Raw genomic sequence first — 19662 nt, 5'->3', positions numbered from 1 at the left:
AGAAGAAACCGAGGGCCCCCGCGCGTGGCGGGGGCCCTCGGTGTGGTGGGAGCGGTGGCTCCAGACCTGACGGTCGTGCAGGGGACTCAGACCCGGCGGTTCTCCGAGCCGATCAGCCAGGCCTGCTTCTCCAGGTCGTGGATGATCTCGTGCAGCAGATCCGCGGTGGTGGGGTCCTCGGCGTCCACCGCGTCGTGCACCGCGCGGGCGGTGGCGGCGGTGCGGCGCGCCAGCTCCGCCATGTTGTTCGTGGCGGCGGTGGTGTCGATCTCGCCCGCGGGCTGCAGCGGCAGCGACGTGGTCTCGGCGACCGTGGTGGGGCGACCGTCCGGCACGGCGTACAGGGCGCGCATGCGCTCGGCGATCGTGTCCGCGTGGTCGCGGGCGGTGTCGATCAGCTCGTCGAGCTGCAGGTGCAGGTCGCGGAAGTTCGCGCCGACGATGTTCCAGTGGGCCTGCTTGCCCTCGAGGTGCAGGGCGGTCAGGTCCACGAGGACCTTCTGCAGGTTGCGCTCGAGGTCCGGGCTGGCGACGACGCCCTGGAAGCTGGGCAGTGCGCTGGTCTTGCTCTCCGTCGTGGTCATGACACCACTGTACCCCCACACTTGACTCGGTCTAACTATGAGGTGCGTCAACTTAGTGACGCTTTCAAAGGTATTGGGGTAGCCTCACCTGCATGAGCGACCTGACCGCACTGCTCCGGGAGCGGGGCTTGCGCAGCACGCCGCACCGGCGCGCGGTGCTGCACGCGCTCGCGGAGCGTCCGCACGTCACGGCGAACGAGGTGGCCTCCGCGGTCGCACGCACGGCATCGGGCCCGGGCGCGGTCACCGAGCTCTCCCGGCAGGGCCTCTACAACGTGCTGGAAGACCTCCGGCGGGTCGGCCTGGTCCGCAGCATCGAGCCGGCGGGCTCGCCCGCCCTCTTCGAGCTGCAGGCCGGGGACAACCACCACCACGCGATCTGCCGGTCCTGCGGGGCGGTGCAGGACGTGCCGTGCTCCATCGGCGCGGCCCCCTGCCTGGACGCGCCGTCGGTCGGCGGGTTCGTCCCGGACGAGGCGGAGATCGTCTTCTGGGGTCGCTGCGCGGCCTGTGCCGCTTCCCTCTGAGGGCAGGCTCGCCTAATCTTCGGGAGTGCGTCGCTTCCTCCCGTTCATCCTCCTCTGTGGACTCCTGCTCGCCGGCTGCGCGTCCGCGCCCGAACCCGGGCAGGGCTCGGGCGGGGTGACCATCGAGCACGTCTTCGGTCGCACGACCGTGCCCCCGGACCCCGTCCGCGTCGTCACCCTCGGCGTGACCGACGCGGACGCGGTGCTGGCCCTGGGGGTCACCCCGGTGGCGCTGACCGGCTACGGGTTCTACGGGGAGCAGGGCGGTCTGGGGCCGTGGGCGCGTCCGCTCGTCCAGGGCAGCCCCGTCCTGCTCGACTCCACCGAGCCGGACCTCGAGCAGATCGCGCGGCTGGCGCCGGACCTGATCGTGGGCGTCAGCGCCGGCTTCGAGCAGGACGTCTACGACCGACTCTCCGCCATTGCCCCGACCGTCGCGCGCCCGGTCGGGACCGTCGCCTACGCCGTCCCGCGGGACGACCAGACCCGTGTGATCGCGCGGGCACTGGGTCGGGAGGCCGACGGGGAGCGGCTGATCGCGCAGGCGAACGCCGCGTTCGCCGAGGCGGTCGCCGCGAACCCCGGGTTCGCCGGGAGGACCGGCACCGCGGTGCTGCCCTACGACGGCAAGTACGGCGCCTACACCCCCGGGGACAGCCGCGGGCAGGTCATGGCCGCCCTCGGGTTCTCGCTGCCGCCTGCCGTCGCGGCCCGCGACACCGGCGAGCGGTTCTACGTCGAGGTCGCGCCCGAGCAGGCCGGGATCATGGACGGGGACGTGCTGGTGATGCTGGCCGACCAGCCCGCCGCCCGCGCCGCGGTCGACGCCGACCCGGTCCTCCAGCAGCTCCCGGTGGTGACCGACGGCCGCATGGTCGTGCCGGACCTGGACACCCGCGGCGCCATGACCTACAACTCCGTCCTCTCCGTGCCCTACGCGCTGGACAGCCTCGTCCCCCAGCTCGCCGCGGCGGTGAGCAAGGCGGGCTGACCGCGCGGGGCCCCGTGGGGTGACGACGCCCGCGTCGGCGGCGCGGGGCCTGCCCGGGAGGATGCGGTGGTGACGACTCCCGGCCCGCCGCCCACAGGTCCCGGATCGGTCGCCGTCCTGCTGGCGATGCTGGGCCGTCGGGTGCGGGAGGAGATCGACGCCGCCCTGGAACCCCTCGACCTGTCGATGCGGCACCTGTCCGCGCTGGGGCACCTGGCCCGTCGGCCGGGGGTGTCCTACAGCGAGCTCGCCCGCCGGGCGGGGATCACCGTGCAGAGCCTGCAGGCGACGCTGCGCCGGCTCGAGGAGCTCGGTGCGGTCGAGCGGCGCGGGGAGCCGGGGCGCGGTCGGGTGGCCGAGCTGCACGTCACACCCGCCGGACGCCGTCTGCTCGGCACCGCGGAGAAGGCCGTCGCCGGGGTGGAGCAGGTGATGCTCGCCTCCCTCCCCCGTCCCGAACGGGCGCTGCTGACGCGCACGCTCGTCGGCATGGTGGGGCGCCTGGGCGACGGCCCCGGCTGAGTCCGGGGGCTGGTTTCAGCCTGACTGATGCTTGTCGCGGTTCCCGTGGGGGAGGGATGCATCCATGGTTTCAGTCGGACTGAAGGATTCCCGGTGGATCTGCGGGGCGGGAAGGGGGCTGCGAGGACCGCGGTGCTGCTGTCGGTCCACGTGCTCAGGGCGATCGTCGTCATCGGATCCGTGACCGTCGCCACCCCGATGCTCCCCCGAGCGGCCCGCGGGGCGCTGGACGGCAGCCGATCGGTGGCCGTCGTGCGGGTGCTGCACCGGATCAGCCGGGTCTACGCGGTGCTCGGGGCGTCGGGTATCGGTCTTCGGGTTCGCGGCGGGCGCGGCCATGGGTCTCCCGGGTGACCCGTGGCTCGTGGTCTCGACCGCGCCGACCCTGGTGGCCGCCCTGCTGCTCGGGCTCCGTGTGCTGCCGGGACGGGCGGCCGCGCTCTCCGCCCTGGAGGGAAGCGTGGTCCGGAGACCGCGCGGGCGATCCGGACGCTGCCGATGAGCACCGGGGTGTCCGCCCCTGCTCTGGGCGGTGGTCGCCGTGCTCGTGATCGTGCGTCCCGGGTCGACGACCGGGGCCTGACGTCGAGCGGGGCCTGCACCGGGCAGGAAAGAGCGCCTCCCACCGTAGGCCGCGGAATTGCTTCGCCCCCGCGTTCGCGGCACTCCGGTGAGAGGCGCTCAGTGCGTACAACGCGCGAATCGGGCCGGAGATGCACGCCCGAACGGGTGGTCGCAGGCTCGCTGCCTGCGACGACGCGTCGGGGGATCGCGATGTCGCGAAGTCGGGCCGCCTCCCGCGAGAGAAGGGGCCGCGTCGCGGGCAGGCGGGCACGCGGGTCGCGCCGGGGACCCGTCGTCGCAGTTGAGAGGGGTCGCGGCCGCCGTCCGTGACCTGGCCGAGACCGCGCCACGCAAGTCGGGGGCGCGAAGTGTGACCGCCGTCATGATCCCCGAAATCTGCCGTTAACCTGGCTCCGACGCGCACTGTAGGCCGCTCACCTGCGGAAACGGGCGCGCAACACCGCTGCGGACCCCGATTTGACCCACCCCGACCCCACCGCGTAACTTTCTCGTTGTCAGCGACGAGCCGGACAGAACGAGCCCCTGAGGCCCGGTCAACAGGCCCGCTGGCCGCCCCCGAGTCGGACCCCCGAGATCCTCTGGATTTCTGGTGGGTGTACGGTTCGGAAACAGCCCCGGAAGTTCTCCGACAGGAGAGCCATGGTGTGCGGGTGTCTTTTGAGAACTCAACAGTGTGTCGAGCTAGATTATCGGGACTGGCGGTTTGTGCCAGTTCTTTTTTGGGACTCGTTCCTCCGACCCCGTCGGAGGCGAGCCCGTCAGCTAGAGCCAGTTTTTGTTGGAGAGTTTGATCCTGGCTCAGGACGAACGCTGGCGGCGTGCTTAACACATGCAAGTCGAGCGGTAAGGCCCTTCGGGGTACACGAGCGGCGAACGGGTGAGTAACACGTGGGCGACCTGCCCTCCACTCTGGGATAAGCCCGGGAAACTGGGTCTAATACCGGATATGACCTTCCCTCGCATGGGGGTTGGTGGAAAGTTTTTCGGTGGGGGATGGGCCCGCGGCCTATCAGCTTGTTGGTGGGGTGATGGCCCACCAAGGCGACGACGGGTAGCCGGCCTGAGAGGGCGACCGGCCACACTGGGACTGAGACACGGCCCAGACTCCTACGGGAGGCAGCAGTGGGGAATATTGCGCAATGGGCGAAAGCCTGACGCAGCGACGCCGCGTGGGGGATGACGGCCTTCGGGTTGTAAACCTCTTTCGCCAGGGACGAAGCGCGAGTGACGGTACCTGGATAAGAAGCACCGGCCAACTACGTGCCAGCAGCCGCGGTAACACGTAGGGTGCGAGCGTTGTCCGGAATTATTGGGCGTAAAGAGCTCGTAGGCGGTCTGTCGCGTCGGTCGTGAAAACTTGGGGCTTAACTCTGAGCTTGCGGTCGATACGGGCATGACTGGAGTTCGGCAGGGGAGACTGGAATTCCTGGTGTAGCGGTGAAATGCGCAGATATCAGGAGGAACACCGGTGGCGAAGGCGGGTCTCTGGGCCGATACTGACGCTGAGGAGCGAAAGCGTGGGGAGCGAACAGGATTAGATACCCTGGTAGTCCACGCCGTAAACGTTGGGCGCTAGGTGTGGGGGCCATTCCACGGTCTCTGTGCCGCAGCTAACGCATTAAGCGCCCCGCCTGGGGAGTACGGCCGCAAGGCTAAAACTCAAAGGAATTGACGGGGGCCCGCACAAGCGGCGGAGCATGTGGATTAATTCGATGCAACGCGAAGAACCTTACCTGGGTTTGACATGCACCAGACATCCCTAGAGATAGGGCTTCCCTTGTGGTTGGTGTGCAGGTGGTGCATGGTTGTCGTCAGCTCGTGTCGTGAGATGTTGGGTTAAGTCCCGCAACGAGCGCAACCCTTGTTCCATGTTGCCAGCACGTAGTGGTGGGGACTCATGGGAGACTGCCGGGGTCAACTCGGAGGAAGGTGGGGATGACGTCAAATCATCATGCCCCTTATGTCCAGGGCTTCACACATGCTACAATGGCCAGTACAGAGGGCTGCGAGACCGTGAGGTGGAGCGAATCTCTTAAAGCTGGTCTCAGTTCGGATTGGGGTCTGCAACTCGACCCCATGAAGTTGGAGTCGCTAGTAATCGCAGATCAGCAACGCTGCGGTGAATACGTTCCCGGGCCTTGTACACACCGCCCGTCACGTCACGAAAGTTGGTAACACCCGAAGCCGGCGGCCCAACCCTTGTGGAGGGAGTCGTCGAAGGTGGGACTGGCGATTGGGACGAAGTCGTAACAAGGTAGCCGTACCGGAAGGTGCGGCTGGATCACCTCCTTTCTAAGGAGTCTCACCGTGTTGGTGGGATGAGGTCGGCGGCTGTTGTGGTTGTCCGATCCTCCTTATCACTGAATCATCCTTCGGGATGCTGGGTGGAACACGACCGTTGTGGTTCTGGTGATCGTTTGATGGTTCGACACACTGTTGGGTCCTGAGAGGACACCGTGTTGGTGGTGTTTTCTTCGGATCGCCTCGCGTGGGGATCGCTTAACGCCTGCTGTGTGTGGGTGGTGGCTTTCTGTGAAGCGCGGGTGTGGTTGTGTGTTGAGTGTTGCATAGTGGATGCGAGCATCTTGTTGTGGTCAAGTGTGTAAGGGCACATGGTGGATGTCTAGGCATCAGGAGCCGATGAAGGACGTGGGAGGCCGCGATAGTCCTCGGGGAGTTGTCAACCTAGCTGTGATCCGAGGGTGTCCGAATGGGGAAACCCAGCGCCCGTCATGGGGCGTTACCGTGCGATGAATTCATAGTCGTACGGGGGGAACGTGGGGAAGTGAAACATCTCAGTACCCACAGGAAGAGAAAACAACCGTGATTCCGTGAGTAGTGGCGAGCGAAAGCGGAGGAGGCTAAACCGTGTTCGTGTGATACCCGGCAGGGGTTGCGGATGCGGTGTCGTGGGTTATGGTCGTCGAGGTTCTGCCGGATCTTGGATCGTGTTGTCTGTGTGTTAGTGGAAGACGTCTGGAAAGCGTCACCGTAGTGGGTGAGAGTCCCGTACGCGAAAACATGCAGGGCATGGTGGACTGTGTACCCGAGTAGCAGCGAGCTCGTGGAATTTGCTGTGAATTTGGCGGGACCACCCGTTAAGCCTAAATACTCCCTGATGACCGATAGCGGACTAGTACCGTGAGGGAAAGATGAAAAGTACCCCGGGAGGGGAGTGAAATAGTACCTGAAACCGTGTGCCTACAAGCCGTCAGAGCCTTTCGGGGTGATGGCGTGCCTTTTGAAGAATGAGCCTGCGAGTTATGCTTCGTGGCGAGGTTAACCCGTGTGGGGTAGCCGTAGCGAAAGCGAGTCTGAATAGGGCGTGTAGTCGCGGGGTGTAGACCCGAAGCGGAGTGATCTACCCATGGCCAGGGTGAAGCTACGGTAAGACGTGGTGGAGGCCCGAACCCACCAGGGTTGAAAACCTGGGGGATGAGCTGTGGGTAGGGGTGAAAGGCCAATCAAACTCCGTGATAGCTGGTTCTCCCCGAAATGCATTTAGGTGCAGCGTCGCGTGGTGGGTACCGGAGGTAGAGCACTGGATGGTCTAGGGGGCCGACAAGCTTACTGAAATCAGCCAAACTCCGAATGCCGGTACTGTTAGCGCGGCAGTGAGACTGTGGGGGATAAGCTTCATAGTCGAGAGGGAAACAGCCCAGATCACCAGCTAAGGCCCCTAAGCGTGCGCTAAGTGGGAAAGGATGTGGGATCGCCGAGACAACCAGGAGGTTGGCTTAGAAGCAGCCACCCTTGAAAGAGTGCGTAATAGCTCACTGGTCAAGTGGTCCTGCGCCGACAATGTAGCGGGGCTCAAGCGCACCGCCGAAGCTGTGGCAATCCAGCAGAGATCCGCTTACCGGTTTTTCCGGTGGGTGTAGTCGTTGGGTTGGGTAGGGGAGCGTCGTGCATCCGTTGAAGCTGCGGGGGAACCCAGTGGTGGAGGGTGTGCGAGTGAGAATGCAGGCATGAGTAGCGAATGCAGAGTGAGAATCTCTGCCGCCGGATGACCAAGGGTTCCTGGGCCAGGTTGTTCCGCCCAGGGTGAGCCGGGACCTAAGGCGAGGCCGACAGGCGTAGTCGATGGATAACGGGTTGATATTCCCGTGCTCGTGATAGTGCGCCCATGCTGAGGTCGTTGATGCTAACCATCCGAACCTGGCTCTGTTGTCCCTTCGGGGGCTTGAGTTCGGGGGAGCGTGGGAACCGATTCGGTAGTAGGCAAGCGATGGGGTGACGCAGGAGGGTAGCTCCGCCACGCGGTGGTTGTCGTGGTGTAAGCCTGTAGCCTGATTCCTAGGTAAATCCGGGGGTCGTGAAGGGTGAGAGGTGATGCGTAGCCGATTGAGGCGAAGTAGAGTGATCCCATGCTGTCGAGAAAAGCCTCTAGTGAGTGCTGTTGCGGCCCGTACCCCAAACCGACACAGGTGGTCAGGTAGAGAATACCGAGGCGATCGAGTGAACTCTGGTTAAGGAACTCGGCAAAATACCTCCGTAACTTCGGGAGAAGGAGGGCCGGTTGTCTTGAAGCCCCTTTGCGGGCTAGGGGCGGCCGGTCGCAGAGACCAGGCCCAAGCGACTGTTTACTAAAAACACAGGTCCGTGCGAAGTCGCAAGACGATGTATACGGACTGACGCCTGCCCGGTGCTGGAACGTTAAGAGGACCTGTTAGTCCTTTCGGGGGCGAAGCGGAGAATTTAAGCGCCAGTAAACGGCGGTGGTAACTATAACCATCCTAAGGTAGCGAAATTCCTTGTCGGGTAAGTTCCGACCTGCACGAATGGCGTAACGACTTGGGCGCTGTCTCGACCAGAGACTCGGCGAAATTGCACTACGAGTAAAGATGCTCGTTACGCGCGGCAGGACGGAAAGACCCCGGGACCTTTACTATAGCTTGGTATTGATGCTCGGTTCGGCTTGTGTAGGATAGGTGGGAGACTGTGAAGCGGTCACGCTAGTGGTTGTGGAGTCGTTGTTGAAATACCACTCTGGTCGAATTGGGTGTCTGAACCTCGGGCCATGATCTGGTTCAGGGACAGTGCCTGGTGGGTAGTTTAACTGGGGCGGTTGCCTCCCAAAGAGTAACGGAGGCGCCCAAAGGTTCCCTCAGCCTGGTTGGCAATCAGGTGTTGAGTGTAAGTGCACAAGGGAGCTTGACTGTGAGACTGACGGGTCGAGCAGGGACGAAAGTCGGGACTAGTGATCCGGCACCGCCTTGTGGAAGGGGTGTCGCTCAACGGATAAAAGGTACCCCGGGGATAACAGGCTGATCTTGCCCAAGAGTCCATATCGACGGCATGGTTTGGCACCTCGATGTCGGCTCGTCGCATCCTGGGGCTGGAGTAGGTCCCAAGGGTTGGGCTGTTCGCCCATTAAAGCGGTACGCGAGCTGGGTTTAGAACGTCGTGAGACAGTTCGGTCCCTATCCGCCGCGCGCGTAGGAGACTTGAGGAAGGCTGTCCCTAGTACGAGAGGACCGGGACGGACGAACCTCTGGTGTGCCAGTTGTACCGCCAGGTGCATGGCTGGTTGGCTATGTTCGGAAGGGATAACCGCTGAAGGCATCTAAGCGGGAAGCTCGTTCCAAGATGAGGTCTCCCACCACCTTGCGTGGTTAAGGCTCCCAGTAGACGACTGGGTTGATAGGCCAGAGATGGAAGCCCTGTGAGGGGTGGAGTTGACTGGTACTAATAGGCCGAGGGCTTGCCACAACATGTTGTTCGCATCCACTGTGTGACCCTGAGCACACGACTGCTCTGTTCAAAGAATGTTTCACATTTGAATAGTGTTGTCGGTGGTCATGGCGGAGGGGGAACGCCCGGTCCCATCCCGAACCCGGAAGCTAAGCCCTCCAGCGCCGATGGTACTGCACTCGCCAGGGTGTGGGAGAGTAGGTCGCCGCCGACATCAAACATCGGAAAGGCCCCGCAGCATTCGCTGCGGGGCCTTTCTGCATTCCCGGTTCTGTTTACCGTCAGGTGGTGCCGACGGCCGCGGCGACCGAGCGGTGACGATTCCGGTGGAGCAGGACGGCGAGTTCCTGGTTGACCTTCTTGGGCCAGGTGGCGCCCCCGTAGATGAAGCCGGTGTAGCTCTGCACCAGCGAGGCGCCCGCGGTGATCCGCTGGTAGGCGTCCTCCCCGGTGAAGATCCCGCCCACGGAGATGATCGTGCGCTCGGGGCCGAGCTTCGCCCGCAGCGTTCCGACGACCGCCTGCGCCGCCTCGCGCAGCGGGAGACCGGAGACCCCGCCCGCGCCGAGGGCGTCGACCTCCGCCCGAGGCGTCCGCAGACCCTCACGGGAGACGGTGGTGTTGGTGGCGACCACGCCGTCGAGCCCCAGGCGCACGGACATGTCGGCGACCGCGTCGACGTCCTCCCCGGCCAGGTCGGTCGTGATCTTGACCAGCAGGGGGACGGTGCGTCCGGGCACGGCGGAGACGAGCTCGTCCCGCACCGCGCCGAGCAGCGGCTCGAGGACGCTGACCTGCTGCATGTCCCGCAGACCGGGGGTGTTGGGCGAGCTGACGTTCACCACCACGTAGTCGGCGAACCGGCCGAGGGCGCGGGCGCTGTAGCGGTAGTCGTCGACGGCCTCGTCCGGCGTCGCGGCCTTGCTCTTGCCGATGTTGATGCCGAGCACGGGACGACGCTCGGGCAGCGTCGCCAGGTGCGCGGCGACGGCGTCCGCACCGGAGTTGTTGAACCCCATGCGGTTCACGAGCGCCTTGTCGGCGGGCAGGCGGAACAGGCGGGGTTTGGGGTTGCCCGGCTGGGGCCGAGCCGTGACCGTGCCGATCTCCACGAACCCGAATCCGAGGTTCCCGAGTGCGACCGGCCCGCGCGCGTCCTTGTCGAACCCCGCGGCGAGGCCGAGCGGGTTCGGGAAGTCGACGCCGAACACGCGGGTGCGCAGCACCGGGTCCGGCGCCGTGAGCACCGAGCTCAGCCGCGGGCCCACGAGCGAGGAGCCCGCCACCCCTCGGATCGCCCCGAACGCGACGCCGTGGATCGGTTCCGCCGGGATGCGGCGCAGGACGTGCTGGAACAGCAGGTCGTACATGCCTTCATCATCGCCCACCCCGACGACCGCTCCACAATGCCGGGGGTCAGTGGGGGGAGCGGAGGGCGTCCATGGCGCGGCGTTCGCGTTTCGTCGGGCGGCCGGTGCCGCGCTCCCGGACGGCGAAGACCGGCCGCGCCTCCTTCGGCGGGGGCGGCGGCGTGTGGTCGATGTAGCAGGCCTGGGCGTCCGGCGCGCCGACGCGCTTGTCGATCACCTTGGCGACCTCGACGATCCGGGTCTGCTCGTACACCCGGGCGCGGACCCGGTCACCGGGGTGCACCGTGGTGGCCGGCTTGGCGGAGCGGTCGTTGACGCGGACGTGTCCACCGCGGCACGCCGCCGCGGCGTCCGACCGGGTCTTCGCCAGCCGCACGGACCACAGCCACCGGTCGAGGCGCGCGGACTCCATCACCCCAGCCTGGCATAGATGCGCGGCGACGGGGGTTGTCACCGACCATGGCACGTGACCGGACCTGGCTCGTGGCGGCCGCGGCCGCGCTGTGGGGCACCGACGGGTTGCTGCGGGCACCACTGGCAGGCGCATTGCCCGCGGCGACGGTCGTGTTCTGGGAACACCTGCTCGCCATCGTGGTGCTGATCCCCTTCCTGCCGTCGGCGTTCCGCGCGTTCCGGGCTGCGTCCGTCCGGGACCGCACGGCGATCGTCGTGATCGGGGCGGGCTCGAGCGCACTCGCCACCGCGCTGTTCACGGCGGCCTTCGCGACCGGGGACGCGTTGACCCCGCTGGTGCTGCAGAAGCTGCAGCCGCTGGTGGCGGTCGTCGCCGCCGCGCTGCTGCTCGGGGAGCGGGTGCGGGGGAGGTACTGGCTGTTCGCCGTGCCCGCGCTGGTCGGTGCGTGGCTCGTGGCGTTCCCGGACCCGTTGAGCGCGCAGCTGCGCGAGCTCGGGGCGGCGGGACTGGCGATCGGCGCGGCCGTGCTCTGGGGGCTCGGGACGGTGCTCGGCCGGATGGTCGGCGTGCAGACCGCACCCCGGGACGTCACCGTGCTGCGGTTCGCGATCGGGCTGACCGCGTCCGCGATCATCGTCGGGGTGCAGGGTGCGCCGGTCGCCATCACCGGATCCCAGGTCGTGCCGCTCGCCCTGTTGGCGCTGATCCCGGGGCTGCTCGCGCTCGTCCTCTACTACATCGGCCTGCAGCGGACGCCCGCCGCGCGCGCCACCCTGGCCGAGCTCGCCTTCCCCGCGACGGCCGCGGTGCTGGGCATCGCGTTCCTGGGCGTCCACCCCAGTGCGACGCAGTGGCTCGGGCTGGTGATCGTCGTGGCGGCCATCACCGCGCTCGGGCTGCGGGAGCGGGGTACGGAACCGGTCGTTCTCGCCCCAACCGGATAGTCTTCGCGGGTGGCGCGTTCCTACGACCGGGTGGTCGTCGTCTTCAACCCCCATTCGACCGGGGACGCGCAGGAGCGTGCCGAGGAGCTGAAGTCCGGGCTGGCGGAGCGGGCCGCGGACCTGCCCGTGGAGCTGCGGCCCACGGAGTACGCCGGGCACGCCCGCGTCATCGCCGGGGAGGAGACCGGAACTCCCCTCATCGTCTCGGTGAGCGGCGACGGCGGGTACAACGAGGTCGTCGACGGCGTCATGAAGTCGGACAACGACGCCGTCGCCGCGGTGCTCGCCGCGGGCAACGCGAACGACCATCGCCGCGTCGTCGGCAGGCGGCCCCTGCTCGACGCGATCGTCGACGGCACCACCGAGAAGCTGGACGTCCTCCGGATGACCGTCGACGACGAGGTGCGCTACGCCCACTCCTACATCGGCCTCGGGATCACCCCCGTCGTCGCGCTCGAGCTGGAGCGCGGCGGGAAGGGGTCGATCCGGGAGGTCCTGACCACGGTGCGCGCGTTCTCCCGGTTCCACCCCTTCGCGATCGACGTCGACGGCCGCACGCAGACCTTCGACAGCCTGGTCTTCGCGAACATCGCCGAGATGGCCAAGGTCGCGACGCTCGCCGAGGGCGCGGAGCCGGACGACGGCGTGTTCGAGGTCGTCCTCATCCCGCACCGCTCGAAGCTGCGCACGGCCCTGTCCGCGGCCCGGGCGGCGCTCGGCGGGCTCGGCCCGCAGCCGAGCGTGCGCGAGTACGCCTTCACCACGATCGACCCGATGCCCGCGCAGATCGACGGTGAGGTCCTCGAGCTGGAGGCGGGCGCGCGGGTCCGGGTGGACATCGTGCCCGGAGGGCTCACCACCGTCCGATAGCGGAGGATGGGGCCATGTTGCTCGAGCGGCTCCGGAACGTGCAGGTGTCCTCCCTCTGCGACGCCGACAAGGGCCTGGCGGTCGTGGACCCGGCGATCCGGGCGATGGTCCCGGACGTCTCGTTCGCCGGTCCCGCCTTCACCCTCCTCGCCTACGACGACCACCTGCCCGTGCTCGTCGCGCTGCGGGAGGCGGAGCCCGGGTCGGTGCTGGTCGTGGCCACCAACACGCTGAGGAAGGCGGTGTCGGGCGAGCTGTTCGCCACCGAGGCCCGGCGCCGCGGGATCGCCGCGATCGTCATCGACGGCTACTGCCGGGACCTGCGCGGCCTGCGCCGCATCGGACTGCCCGTGCACGCGCGGGGCACCACGCCGATGTCCGGCACCACCCGGGACCCGGGCACCTTCGGACGGGAGGTGCTGATCGGCCGGGTCCGGGTCGCGCCCGGTGATCTCGTCGTCGGGGACGACGACGGCGTGGTCGTCGGGAGCCGGGAGCGGTTCGAGGCGGCGATCGACCAGGCCGAGGAGATCGAGCGCGCCGAGCAGGCCCTGCTCGCGGGCATGGCGCGGGGCCGGCCGTTGCACGAGATGACGAACGTCGACGAGCACCTGCACGCACTGGAGGCCGACGTCCCGACGTCCCTCACCTTCCGCGTCTAGCCAGGCATTGTGGAGCCACGATGCGGCCCGGGCCTCAGGTGAAGGTGACGTCCACCTGGCCGAGGGGGCCGAAGTCCGCCCGCACGTGGTCGCCCGCCTGGATGCTGGGGACCTTGGTCGTGGAGCCGGTGGTGACGATCTCGCCCGCCTTGAGCCCGGAGCCCAGGTGGACCAGCTCCTCGGCGAGCCAGACCAGGGCGGTGCGCGGATCCCCCATGACGACGGCGCCGTCCCCCTCCGCCGTCCGCTCGCCGTTGATCCACAGGGCGGTCCCGATCGTCGCCAGGTCGTCCGGGACCGCGGAGAGCTCGGGGCCGAGCACCAGGTGCCCGGCGCAGGCGACGTCCGCGAGCAGCAGCGAGCTGCCCGCGTGCGCGTAGTCGGCGAGGCGGGAGTCCGGGACCTCGATGGCCAGGTGCATCCCGCCGATGGCGGCGAGGACCTCCTCGCGGGTCGGCTCCGGGCCGATGTCTCGCGCGAGGCGGAACGCGTACTCCGCCTCGACCGCCCGCATGTGCAGGCCCGCGAACGGGATCCGGTCGCCCGAGGCCACCCGCCCGCTCTCGAACAGCCGCCCCGGTAGCGGGGTCCCGATCCCGATCACGGCCTGGCTCGGCGCGGACGTCGCGGCGATCTTCCAGCCGTAGCTCGCGCCCGCTCGCTCGGCGACCCGCCGCTGGATGGCCCAGCCCGCCTCGTGGTCGTGCGGGTGGAGGTCCTCCGGCAGCCCGTCGAGCACCTCGCCCGTGGTCCACGCGGTCCACAGGAGGTCGGCGGCGCGGTCGGCGAGCGTCTCGGCAGTGAGCGGCATGGCTGTGATCCTCGCCTCAGCGATCCCCCGAGCGCAATGCCGCCACGACCTCCTTCACCCGAGGGTCAGTCCGCAGCTCCTCCACCGACACCGGGAGCGGCAGCCGCCAGTTGGGGTACTCGTCGACGGTTCCGGGCAGGTTGGGCTGCCGGGTCTCCCCGACGACGTCGTAGGGGCTGGCCAGCACGAGTCGGCACCGGCTGCGCGCGAGCAGGGCGTGCAGGGCGGGCACGATCTCCGCGTCCGACGCGTCGGCGGCGACCAGTCCCTCGGCGACGAGCAGGTCCACCAGCTCGGCGCGCTCCGCGGCGGCCTTGCGCTCCTCAGCGGGCACGTCGTCGAGCAGGTCCAGGTCCGCGCGGGCCCGGACGTGCTCGCCGCCGAGGAAGCCCGCCGCCGTCGGGAGGTCGTGGGTGGAGATCGTCGCGACCGCCTCCTCCGGCCACTCGTCCGGCGGCAGCAGCCTGCCGGTCTCGGGGTCGCGGACGAACCACAGGACGGTGGAGCCGAGCATGTTCCGGCCGTGCAGCGCCTCGGTGACCTCGGGCTCGACCGTGCCGAGGTCCTCGCCGATCACGGCGGCCCCGGCGCGCGCGGCCTCGAGGGTGAGGACGGCGAGCATCGCCTCGGCGTCGTAGTGCACGTAGGTGCCGCGGTCGGGCGAGCGGCCCGGCGGGACCCACCACAGCCGGAACAGCCCGGCGACGTGGTCGATCCGCAGCCCGTCGGCGTGCGTGAGCAGCGCGCGGAGCATGTCGCGGTAGGCGGCGTAGCCGGTCGCGGCGAGGCGGTCGGGGCGCCACGGCGGCAGGCCCCAGGCCTGTCCGCGCTGGTTGAAGGCGTCCGGCGGGGCGCCGACGGTCACGTCGAGGGCGAGCACGTCCTGCAGCGCCCAGGCGTCCGCCCCCTCCGGGTCGCAGCCGACGGCGAGATCGTGGATCACCCCGAGCGGCATGTCGCGGGCGGCCTCGCGGGCCGCGGCCAGCTGGTCGGCGACGCGCTGCTGCAGCCACCCGTGGAACGCGACCCGCGGCGCCAGGGCGCGTCGGGCCTCGGCGACGGCCGGGTTCCCGGGATGGCGCAGCTCCGCGGGCCACAGCGAGAACCGGCCGCCGTAGCGCTCGGCGAGGGCGCAGTAGGTCGCGAAGTCCACCAGGTCCGCGCCGGGGTCGACCGGCTCCGGGCGGCCCGCGGCCCGCCAGAGCGCCTCGGCCGCCGACTTCTTCGCGGCCCACACGCGGTCGTGCGGGATCCGGTCGCCGACGATCTCGGGCCGCAGCGCGTCCACCTCCGCCCGGGTGGCGGGGTCCGCCGCCGCGTACTCGGGCAGGTCGGTGACCCGCAGCGCGAGCGGCGTCGAGAACCGGCGGCTCGACGGCGTGTACGGACTCGGCTGCACGGGCGAGAGCGGGGTGATCGCGTGCAGCGGGTTCAGCAGGATCGCCGAGGCGCCCTGCCCGGCGGCGTGCTCGGTGAACTCGCGCAGGTCACCCAGGTCGCCGATCCCCCAGCTCTGCGCCGATGTCAAGGCGTAGAGCTGCAGCATCCAGCCCCAGGAGCGGGGCGCGGCGGGCAACGCCGCGGGCGACACGACGACCGTGACCTCCTGCTCCGCCGTCCGCAGCCGGTACCAGCCCGGCTCGAGCCCGGCCAGCTCGGTGACCTCGCGGGACGTCCCGTCCTCGGCGGTGAGAGTGCCCGCGCCGCGCCGGGTGTCGCTCGCGCGCATCCCGATGGTGCCGGGGAGCAGGCCGCGCGCCGCCTCCTCGCGGGCCGCGGCGAGCGCGGCGGCCCGGGCGGCGGGCGTCGTGGCGTCGACGTCGAGCAGGCCGAGGACTTCCACGACCACCTCCTCGTCGACGGTCACGGGCCTGCGGTCGCCGTCGTGGTAGCCGGTGGCGACGCCGTGCGCCGCGGCCAGCTCGGAGAGGTCGGGATCGATCGCCACGGGGGAATGCTTCCCCATCGGCCCGGGTCCCATTCGTCCGGTCGACTGAATCGCGCTGAGCTGCGACATCGACACCGGCGTGGGCGCAGCGGCGTGCGGCGTCCCCGGTGCTACGGTCGCGGCCACGAGTCCGGGCGGGCCCGTACCCCTGTGTGCGTACTCGGCCCTTCGGTCGTCCGCACGAGGAGTGAAGCGATGAGCACGTGGGCCCTGCTGGTGATGGTGCTGCTCGTGCTGCTCGCCCTGGGGATCGTCCTGGTGGCGTCCCGGCGGACGCGCACACCGGCCGCGGTGGCGGCCGATCCGCAGCCCGTCGGGCGCACGGTGGGGGACCTGGTGCGCGACCGCGCCCCGGCCGCGCCCGCTCCGGAGCAGCCCGCGGACGAGGTGGTCGCCCCGGCCCCCGAGGCGGTGGCTCCCGTCGAGAGCGGCGCGGAGGAGGACGGGCCCGCGCGGGGCTCGGAGCCGGCGCTCGAGCGCCGCGCGGGCACGGGTGTCGACGCCGGGCCGGTCGGGCCGCCCTGGACGCGCGGCTTCGTGGACGGGGTGCCGGTCGAGGGTCCGCCGGTGCCGAAGCCGCCGCGGCGCACCGGTGTGGACCCGGCGCTGGTCGCCCGGGTGACCTCGGTGTCCCCGCCGGTGCGGCCCAGCGAGGAGCGGGTGGAGCGCGGGATCGTGAGCCCCGCGGTCGCGGACGCCGTGGCCCGCGCCGAGGCACGTCGGCAGGGCGAGCGTCCGGTGCTCACCGCGGTCCCCGACCTGCCGCCCCGCCCCGCCCCGCGCCGCGGCACGTTCGTCGCCAGCGGAGCCGGTGTCGCGGGGCTGGCGCTCACCGGGTTCGTGGGCGGGCGCCGGGACGAGCCGGTCGAGGCCGACGCCGAGCCCGAGCCGCCCGCCGAGTCCGAGCCGCCCGCCGAGCGCACCGCCGTCGAGGCGGCGGCCGACGCCACCGACACCGCTGGCACCGCGCCGGAGGAGTCCGCTGGGGACGCCGAGGCCGCGGACGAGAGCACGGCCGAGGCCACGGTGGACCCGGCGACGGCACCACTCGACGGCGAACGGCGCGTTCGCTCACTGGGTATGAGCGAAGGCGCCGTTCGCCGGGACGCGGAGCCCGAGGGGGCTGACGCGGCTGCGGGTGACGCCGAGGCCGCGTCCGCCGACACCGCCGGGTCCGCCGACACCGGCGCCGCGTCCGTCGAGACCGTGACACCCGTGGTCCCCGTCGCTCCCGTGGCCCCGCTGCCCAGCCCGCGGGACGGGGCGGGCGCCGCCCCGCGGCCCGTGGCCGTCCCCGCCGCGGCCGTGCGCCGGCTCCAGGCCGTCCCGACCAGCGCGGACACCGCGATCCCCACCCCGGCTGTGACCGCCTCGTCGCGGCCCGTCACGCTGAGCGCCGTGACCTCCCCGCACTCCACGGCCGCCCCCGCTCCGGCCGTCGACGCGCGTGCCGCCGAGCACGCCGCTGTGGACCTCGCGCTGCTGCGCACCCTCGGCTTCGCCGACCCCAACCCGCGCAAGGGGGCCTCGCCGGTGGTGGACATGTCCGTCGAGCACCCGGACGACACACCGGAGCCGCCCCGCGACCCCGTCGCCGTCGCGTTCCGGGTGACCGGCCGCGACCACGCGCCGCTCCCGGACGCCACGGTCGCCCTGCTCGACCACCGCGGGCGGGAGGCCGCCTCCGCCCACGGCGACGCGGCGGGCCACGGCTCCGTCGAGGCCCCGCGCCCCGGCGGATATGTACTGGTCGCGTCGGCGGACGGGCACCAGCCCGGGGTCGTCGCGGTGCGCGCGGAGCACGCGGGGGCGTCGGTCGAGGTCCCGCTGGTCCGTTCGTCGGCGATCGCGGGCCGCGTCACCGACGCGGCGGCCGAGCCGGTCGCGTCGGCGGCGCTGGACCTCCTGCAGGACGGCGAGCTCGTCGCCTCCGCCACGACCGGCGCGGCGGGCGACTACCGGTTCGCCGACCTCGCCGCGGGCGAGTACACGATCGCGGTGCAGTCCGGCGGCCACGCCCCGGCGCTCGCCGCGGTCCGGGTCGGCGAGGAGGCCGACGTCGAGCAGGACGTGACCCTGCCCGCCGCGGTCCGCGGCTGATGCGACGGGCGGAGGGGCGCTTTCCCGGCGTCCTCGGAGAGCTGTTCTGGCAGGCCTGGCTCCCGGAGCCCGCCACGGGGATCGTGCTGGTCAGCCACGGTCTCGGGGAGCACTCGGGTCGCTACAGCCACGTGGCGGAGGCCCTCGTCGAGGACGGCTGGGCCGTGTACGCCCTCGACCACGCCGGGCACGGTCGCTCCGAGGGCCGCCGGGTCGACGGCGGGCACGCCAACTGGGTCCCGGACCTCGACCTCCTGCACCTGCACGCCGCCGCCCGACACCCCGGCCTGCCGGTGTTCCTGGTGGGGCACAGCATGGGCGGGCACATCGCGCTGGCCTACGCGCTGGAGCACCAGACCGACCTGGCCGGGCTGGTGCTGTCGGCGCCGGGGCTGTCGAAGCAGGCTGTTCCCGCGCCCGTCGTGCCGGTGCTGCTGGCGCTCGGCAGGCTGCTGCCGACGCTGCGCCCCGCGGGGATCGACCTCACCGACATCAGCAAGGACCCGGCCGTCGTCGCGGCGGTGCGGGCGGACCCGTTGTGCTACTCGGGCAATCCGACGCTGCGGCTCGGCGCCGCGATGTTCGGCGCGATGGACGACCTGCTCGCCCGCTCCCGCGAGCTGACCCTGCCGGTGCTGCTGCAGCACGGCGAGATCGACGCGATCACCACCGTCGAGGTGACCCGGACGCTGGCGCGCACCATCGCCTCCGACGACCTCACCGTCGAGATCTATCCCGGCCTGTGGCACGAGATCTACAACGAGCCGGAGCGGGACCGCCCGATCGGTGATCTCCGGACGTGGCTCGGGGCCCACCGGGAGTCCGTCCACCCGGCGTGATCACCTCGCCGGGTCCATGTCGAACGCCAGGTGGGCCACGCTCGCGGTGAGCAGCGGGCGGCGGGACAGGGCCCGCAGCTCGTCGGCCATGGGGTGGCCGTGGCCCGGGACGAGGGCGGCGCCGCGCCCGATGCGGATCCCGCGCAGGCGGGCGTGGACCGGGGAGGCGAGGCGTCCGTCGTCACCGAAGGCCGTCACGCTGCCGCGGACGGGGAACGGCAGGGGCAGGGCCGCGGAGAGCGCCAGGGTCAGGACGTGCCTGCCCGCGTGCGCCAGCACCCCCGTCGCGCGGGTGGGCGTGAACTCCAGCGACGCCTCCCCGACCCACTTCGGCAGCCCCCACAGCGCCGCGCCCGCCTCCCGGGTGAACTCCTCGGTCACCGGCAGCTCGCTGATGTGGATGCCCGTGTCGGCCCCGCGGCGGACGGGGTAGGCGAGGGCCAGCTCGTCGTAGGTGCCGAGGTCGTTGACCCGGTACCGCACCAGCCCGACGACGGCGACGGTCCAGCCGGCGACCGCGACGGGCCGCAGCGCCGGGGGCAGGGCCACCCGGGACGCCCGGACGGGGTAGACCGCGCAGGCCGCGGCGGCGTCGCCGATCCGGACCGGGAACGTGAGCCGCTCGCCCCGGATCTCCCAGCTGCCGTCCTCGAGCCGCGTCGCCATGCCCCGATCCTGCCGGGTCGGCGGCGCGGCGCGGGGGCCGCGCCCGGCCCGCGCGGGTCACCGGTCGCCGGGTCGGGCGGGACCTGGCAGGCTGGTCCGCGCTGAGCCGCGAAGGCCTCGACGGACAGGAGCGG

General features: G+C 70.2%; 15 protein-coding genes and 3 rRNA genes. 12 read left to right on the top strand and 6 right to left on the bottom strand.

Annotated elements, in window-relative coordinates; all coding sequences use genetic code 11:
• Positions 1-86: 86 nt before the first annotated feature.
• Positions 87-584 carry a Dps family protein gene (locus L3X23_RS22415; RefSeq protein WP_237194279.1) on the bottom strand — a complete coding sequence of 166 codons (498 nt, stop codon included), beginning with the start codon at positions 582-584 and terminating at the stop codon, positions 87-89.
• Between the two features lie 92 nt (positions 585-676).
• Here L3X23_RS22415 and L3X23_RS22410 point away from each other — a divergent pair, with 92 nt between their 5' ends.
• The 7 genes from L3X23_RS22410 (at position 677) to rrf (ending at position 9117) form a co-directional block, all read left to right on the top strand.
• A complete protein-coding gene (locus L3X23_RS22410) occupies positions 677-1111 on the top strand; it encodes a Fur family transcriptional regulator (RefSeq protein ID WP_237194278.1) in 435 nt (144 codons plus the stop codon).
• A gap of 25 nt (positions 1112-1136) precedes the next feature.
• Complete coding sequence (locus L3X23_RS22405) at positions 1137-2102, top strand: iron-siderophore ABC transporter substrate-binding protein (protein ID WP_237194277.1); 966 nt, start codon at positions 1137-1139, stop codon at positions 2100-2102.
• A 69-nt stretch (positions 2103-2171) separates the two neighbouring features.
• On the top strand, positions 2172-2624 hold the full coding sequence (locus L3X23_RS22400; protein ID WP_237194276.1) for a MarR family winged helix-turn-helix transcriptional regulator: 453 nt from the start codon (positions 2172-2174) through the stop codon (positions 2622-2624).
• A 93-nt stretch (positions 2625-2717) separates the two neighbouring features.
• On the top strand, positions 2718-2978 hold the full coding sequence (locus L3X23_RS22395; RefSeq protein WP_237194274.1) for a hypothetical protein: 261 nt from the start codon (positions 2718-2720) through the stop codon (positions 2976-2978).
• 1006 nt (positions 2979-3984) lie between these two features.
• A 16S ribosomal RNA gene (locus L3X23_RS22390) occupies positions 3985-5501 on the top strand.
• A 300-nt stretch (positions 5502-5801) separates the two neighbouring features.
• Positions 5802-8921, top strand: a 23S ribosomal RNA gene (locus L3X23_RS22385).
• 79 nt (positions 8922-9000) lie between these two features.
• Positions 9001-9117 (top strand): 5S ribosomal RNA (gene rrf / locus L3X23_RS22380).
• The 16S, 23S and 5S rRNA genes sit together here, the layout of an rRNA operon.
• A gap of 67 nt (positions 9118-9184) precedes the next feature.
• Here rrf and L3X23_RS22375 read toward each other — a convergent pair.
• The gene (locus L3X23_RS22375) at positions 9185-10273 is read right to left on the bottom strand and encodes a quinone-dependent dihydroorotate dehydrogenase (RefSeq protein WP_237194272.1); all 1089 of its coding nucleotides are present in this window, start codon (positions 10271-10273) and stop codon (positions 9185-9187) included.
• A 46-nt stretch (positions 10274-10319) separates the two neighbouring features.
• Positions 10320-10685, bottom strand: a complete 366-nt coding sequence (locus tag L3X23_RS22370) for an RNA-binding S4 domain-containing protein (RefSeq protein WP_237194270.1) — start codon at positions 10683-10685, stop codon at positions 10320-10322.
• Positions 10686-10732: 47 nt separating this feature from the next.
• Here L3X23_RS22370 and L3X23_RS22365 point away from each other — a divergent pair, with 47 nt between their 5' ends.
• Genes L3X23_RS22365 through L3X23_RS22355 form a run of 3 tightly spaced genes read left to right on the top strand, consistent with a single transcriptional unit; the run spans position 10733 to position 13164 of the window.
• Entirely contained in the window at positions 10733-11632 is a 900-nt protein-coding gene (locus L3X23_RS22365; RefSeq protein ID WP_237194260.1) for a DMT family transporter, read from the top strand.
• 9 nt (positions 11633-11641) lie between these two features.
• Positions 11642-12502, top strand: a complete 861-nt coding sequence (locus L3X23_RS36265) for a diacylglycerol kinase family protein (RefSeq protein ID WP_237194258.1) — start codon at positions 11642-11644, stop codon at positions 12500-12502.
• Between the two features lie 14 nt (positions 12503-12516).
• Positions 12517-13164, top strand: coding sequence for an RraA family protein (locus L3X23_RS22355; protein ID WP_237194256.1), 648 nt, complete (start codon positions 12517-12519; stop codon positions 13162-13164).
• 34 nt (positions 13165-13198) lie between these two features.
• On the opposite strand, the gene L3X23_RS22350 is transcribed toward L3X23_RS22355, so the two are convergent.
• Positions 13199-13975, bottom strand: coding sequence for a 2-keto-4-pentenoate hydratase (locus L3X23_RS22350; RefSeq protein WP_237194252.1), 777 nt, complete (start codon positions 13973-13975; stop codon positions 13199-13201).
• 16 nt (positions 13976-13991) lie between these two features.
• Positions 13992-15941 carry a 4-alpha-glucanotransferase gene (gene malQ, locus L3X23_RS22345; RefSeq protein WP_374204897.1) on the bottom strand — a complete coding sequence of 650 codons (1950 nt, stop codon included), beginning with the start codon at positions 15939-15941 and terminating at the stop codon, positions 13992-13994.
• Positions 15942-16118: 177 nt separating this feature from the next.
• On the opposite strand from malQ, the gene L3X23_RS22340 reads away from it, so the two are divergent.
• Positions 16119-18023, top strand: a complete 1905-nt coding sequence (locus tag L3X23_RS22340; protein WP_237194251.1) for a carboxypeptidase-like regulatory domain-containing protein — start codon at positions 16119-16121, stop codon at positions 18021-18023.
• Positions 18023-18862 carry an alpha/beta hydrolase gene (locus L3X23_RS22335; protein WP_237194250.1) on the top strand — a complete coding sequence of 280 codons (840 nt, stop codon included), beginning with the start codon at positions 18023-18025 and terminating at the stop codon, positions 18860-18862. Before L3X23_RS22340 ends, L3X23_RS22335 begins: the two co-directional genes overlap by 1 nt.
• Here the strand turns inward: L3X23_RS22335 and L3X23_RS22330 are convergent, their stop codons facing one another.
• Positions 18863-19528: an acetoacetate decarboxylase family protein gene (locus L3X23_RS22330; protein ID WP_237194241.1), complete on the bottom strand. Its 666-nt coding sequence runs from the start codon at positions 19526-19528 to the stop codon at positions 18863-18865.
• Positions 19529-19662: the final 134 nt, after the last annotated feature.

Source organism: Pseudonocardia sp. WMMC193, from assembly GCF_021728735.1.
Classification (GTDB): domain Bacteria; phylum Actinomycetota; class Actinomycetes; order Mycobacteriales; family Pseudonocardiaceae; genus Pseudonocardia; species Pseudonocardia oroxyli.
The sequence above is the reverse complement of the archived record's forward strand: the minus strand, read 5'-3'. Positions and strand labels throughout refer to the sequence as shown.

What these genes read in the sequence shown, in the direction of transcription:
- L3X23_RS22415 (WP_237194279.1), bottom strand. Translation starts at nt 584, where the DNA reads ATGACCACGACGGAGAGCAAGACCAGCGCACTGCCCAGCTTCCAGGGC.
- L3X23_RS22410 (WP_237194278.1), top strand. Translation starts at nt 677, where the DNA reads ATGAGCGACCTGACCGCACTGCTCCGGGAGCGGGGCTTGCGCAGCACG.
- L3X23_RS22375 (WP_237194272.1), bottom strand. Translation starts at nt 10,273, where the DNA reads ATGTACGACCTGCTGTTCCAGCACGTCCTGCGCCGCATCCCGGCGGAA.
- L3X23_RS22370 (WP_237194270.1), bottom strand. Translation starts at nt 10,685, where the DNA reads ATGGAGTCCGCGCGCCTCGACCGGTGGCTGTGGTCCGTGCGGCTGGCG.
- L3X23_RS22365 (WP_237194260.1), top strand. Translation starts at nt 10,733, where the DNA reads ATGGCACGTGACCGGACCTGGCTCGTGGCGGCCGCGGCCGCGCTGTGG.
- L3X23_RS22355 (WP_237194256.1), top strand. Translation starts at nt 12,517, where the DNA reads ATGTTGCTCGAGCGGCTCCGGAACGTGCAGGTGTCCTCCCTCTGCGAC.
- L3X23_RS22350 (WP_237194252.1), bottom strand. Translation starts at nt 13,975, where the DNA reads ATGCCGCTCACTGCCGAGACGCTCGCCGACCGCGCCGCCGACCTCCTG.
- malQ (WP_374204897.1), bottom strand. Translation starts at nt 15,941, where the DNA reads ATGGGGAAGCATTCCCCCGTGGCGATCGATCCCGACCTCTCCGAGCTG.
- L3X23_RS22340 (WP_237194251.1), top strand. Translation starts at nt 16,119, where the DNA reads ATGAGCACGTGGGCCCTGCTGGTGATGGTGCTGCTCGTGCTGCTCGCC.
- L3X23_RS22335 (WP_237194250.1), top strand. Translation starts at nt 18,023, where the DNA reads ATGCGACGGGCGGAGGGGCGCTTTCCCGGCGTCCTCGGAGAGCTGTTC.
- L3X23_RS22330 (WP_237194241.1), bottom strand. Translation starts at nt 19,528, where the DNA reads ATGGCGACGCGGCTCGAGGACGGCAGCTGGGAGATCCGGGGCGAGCGG.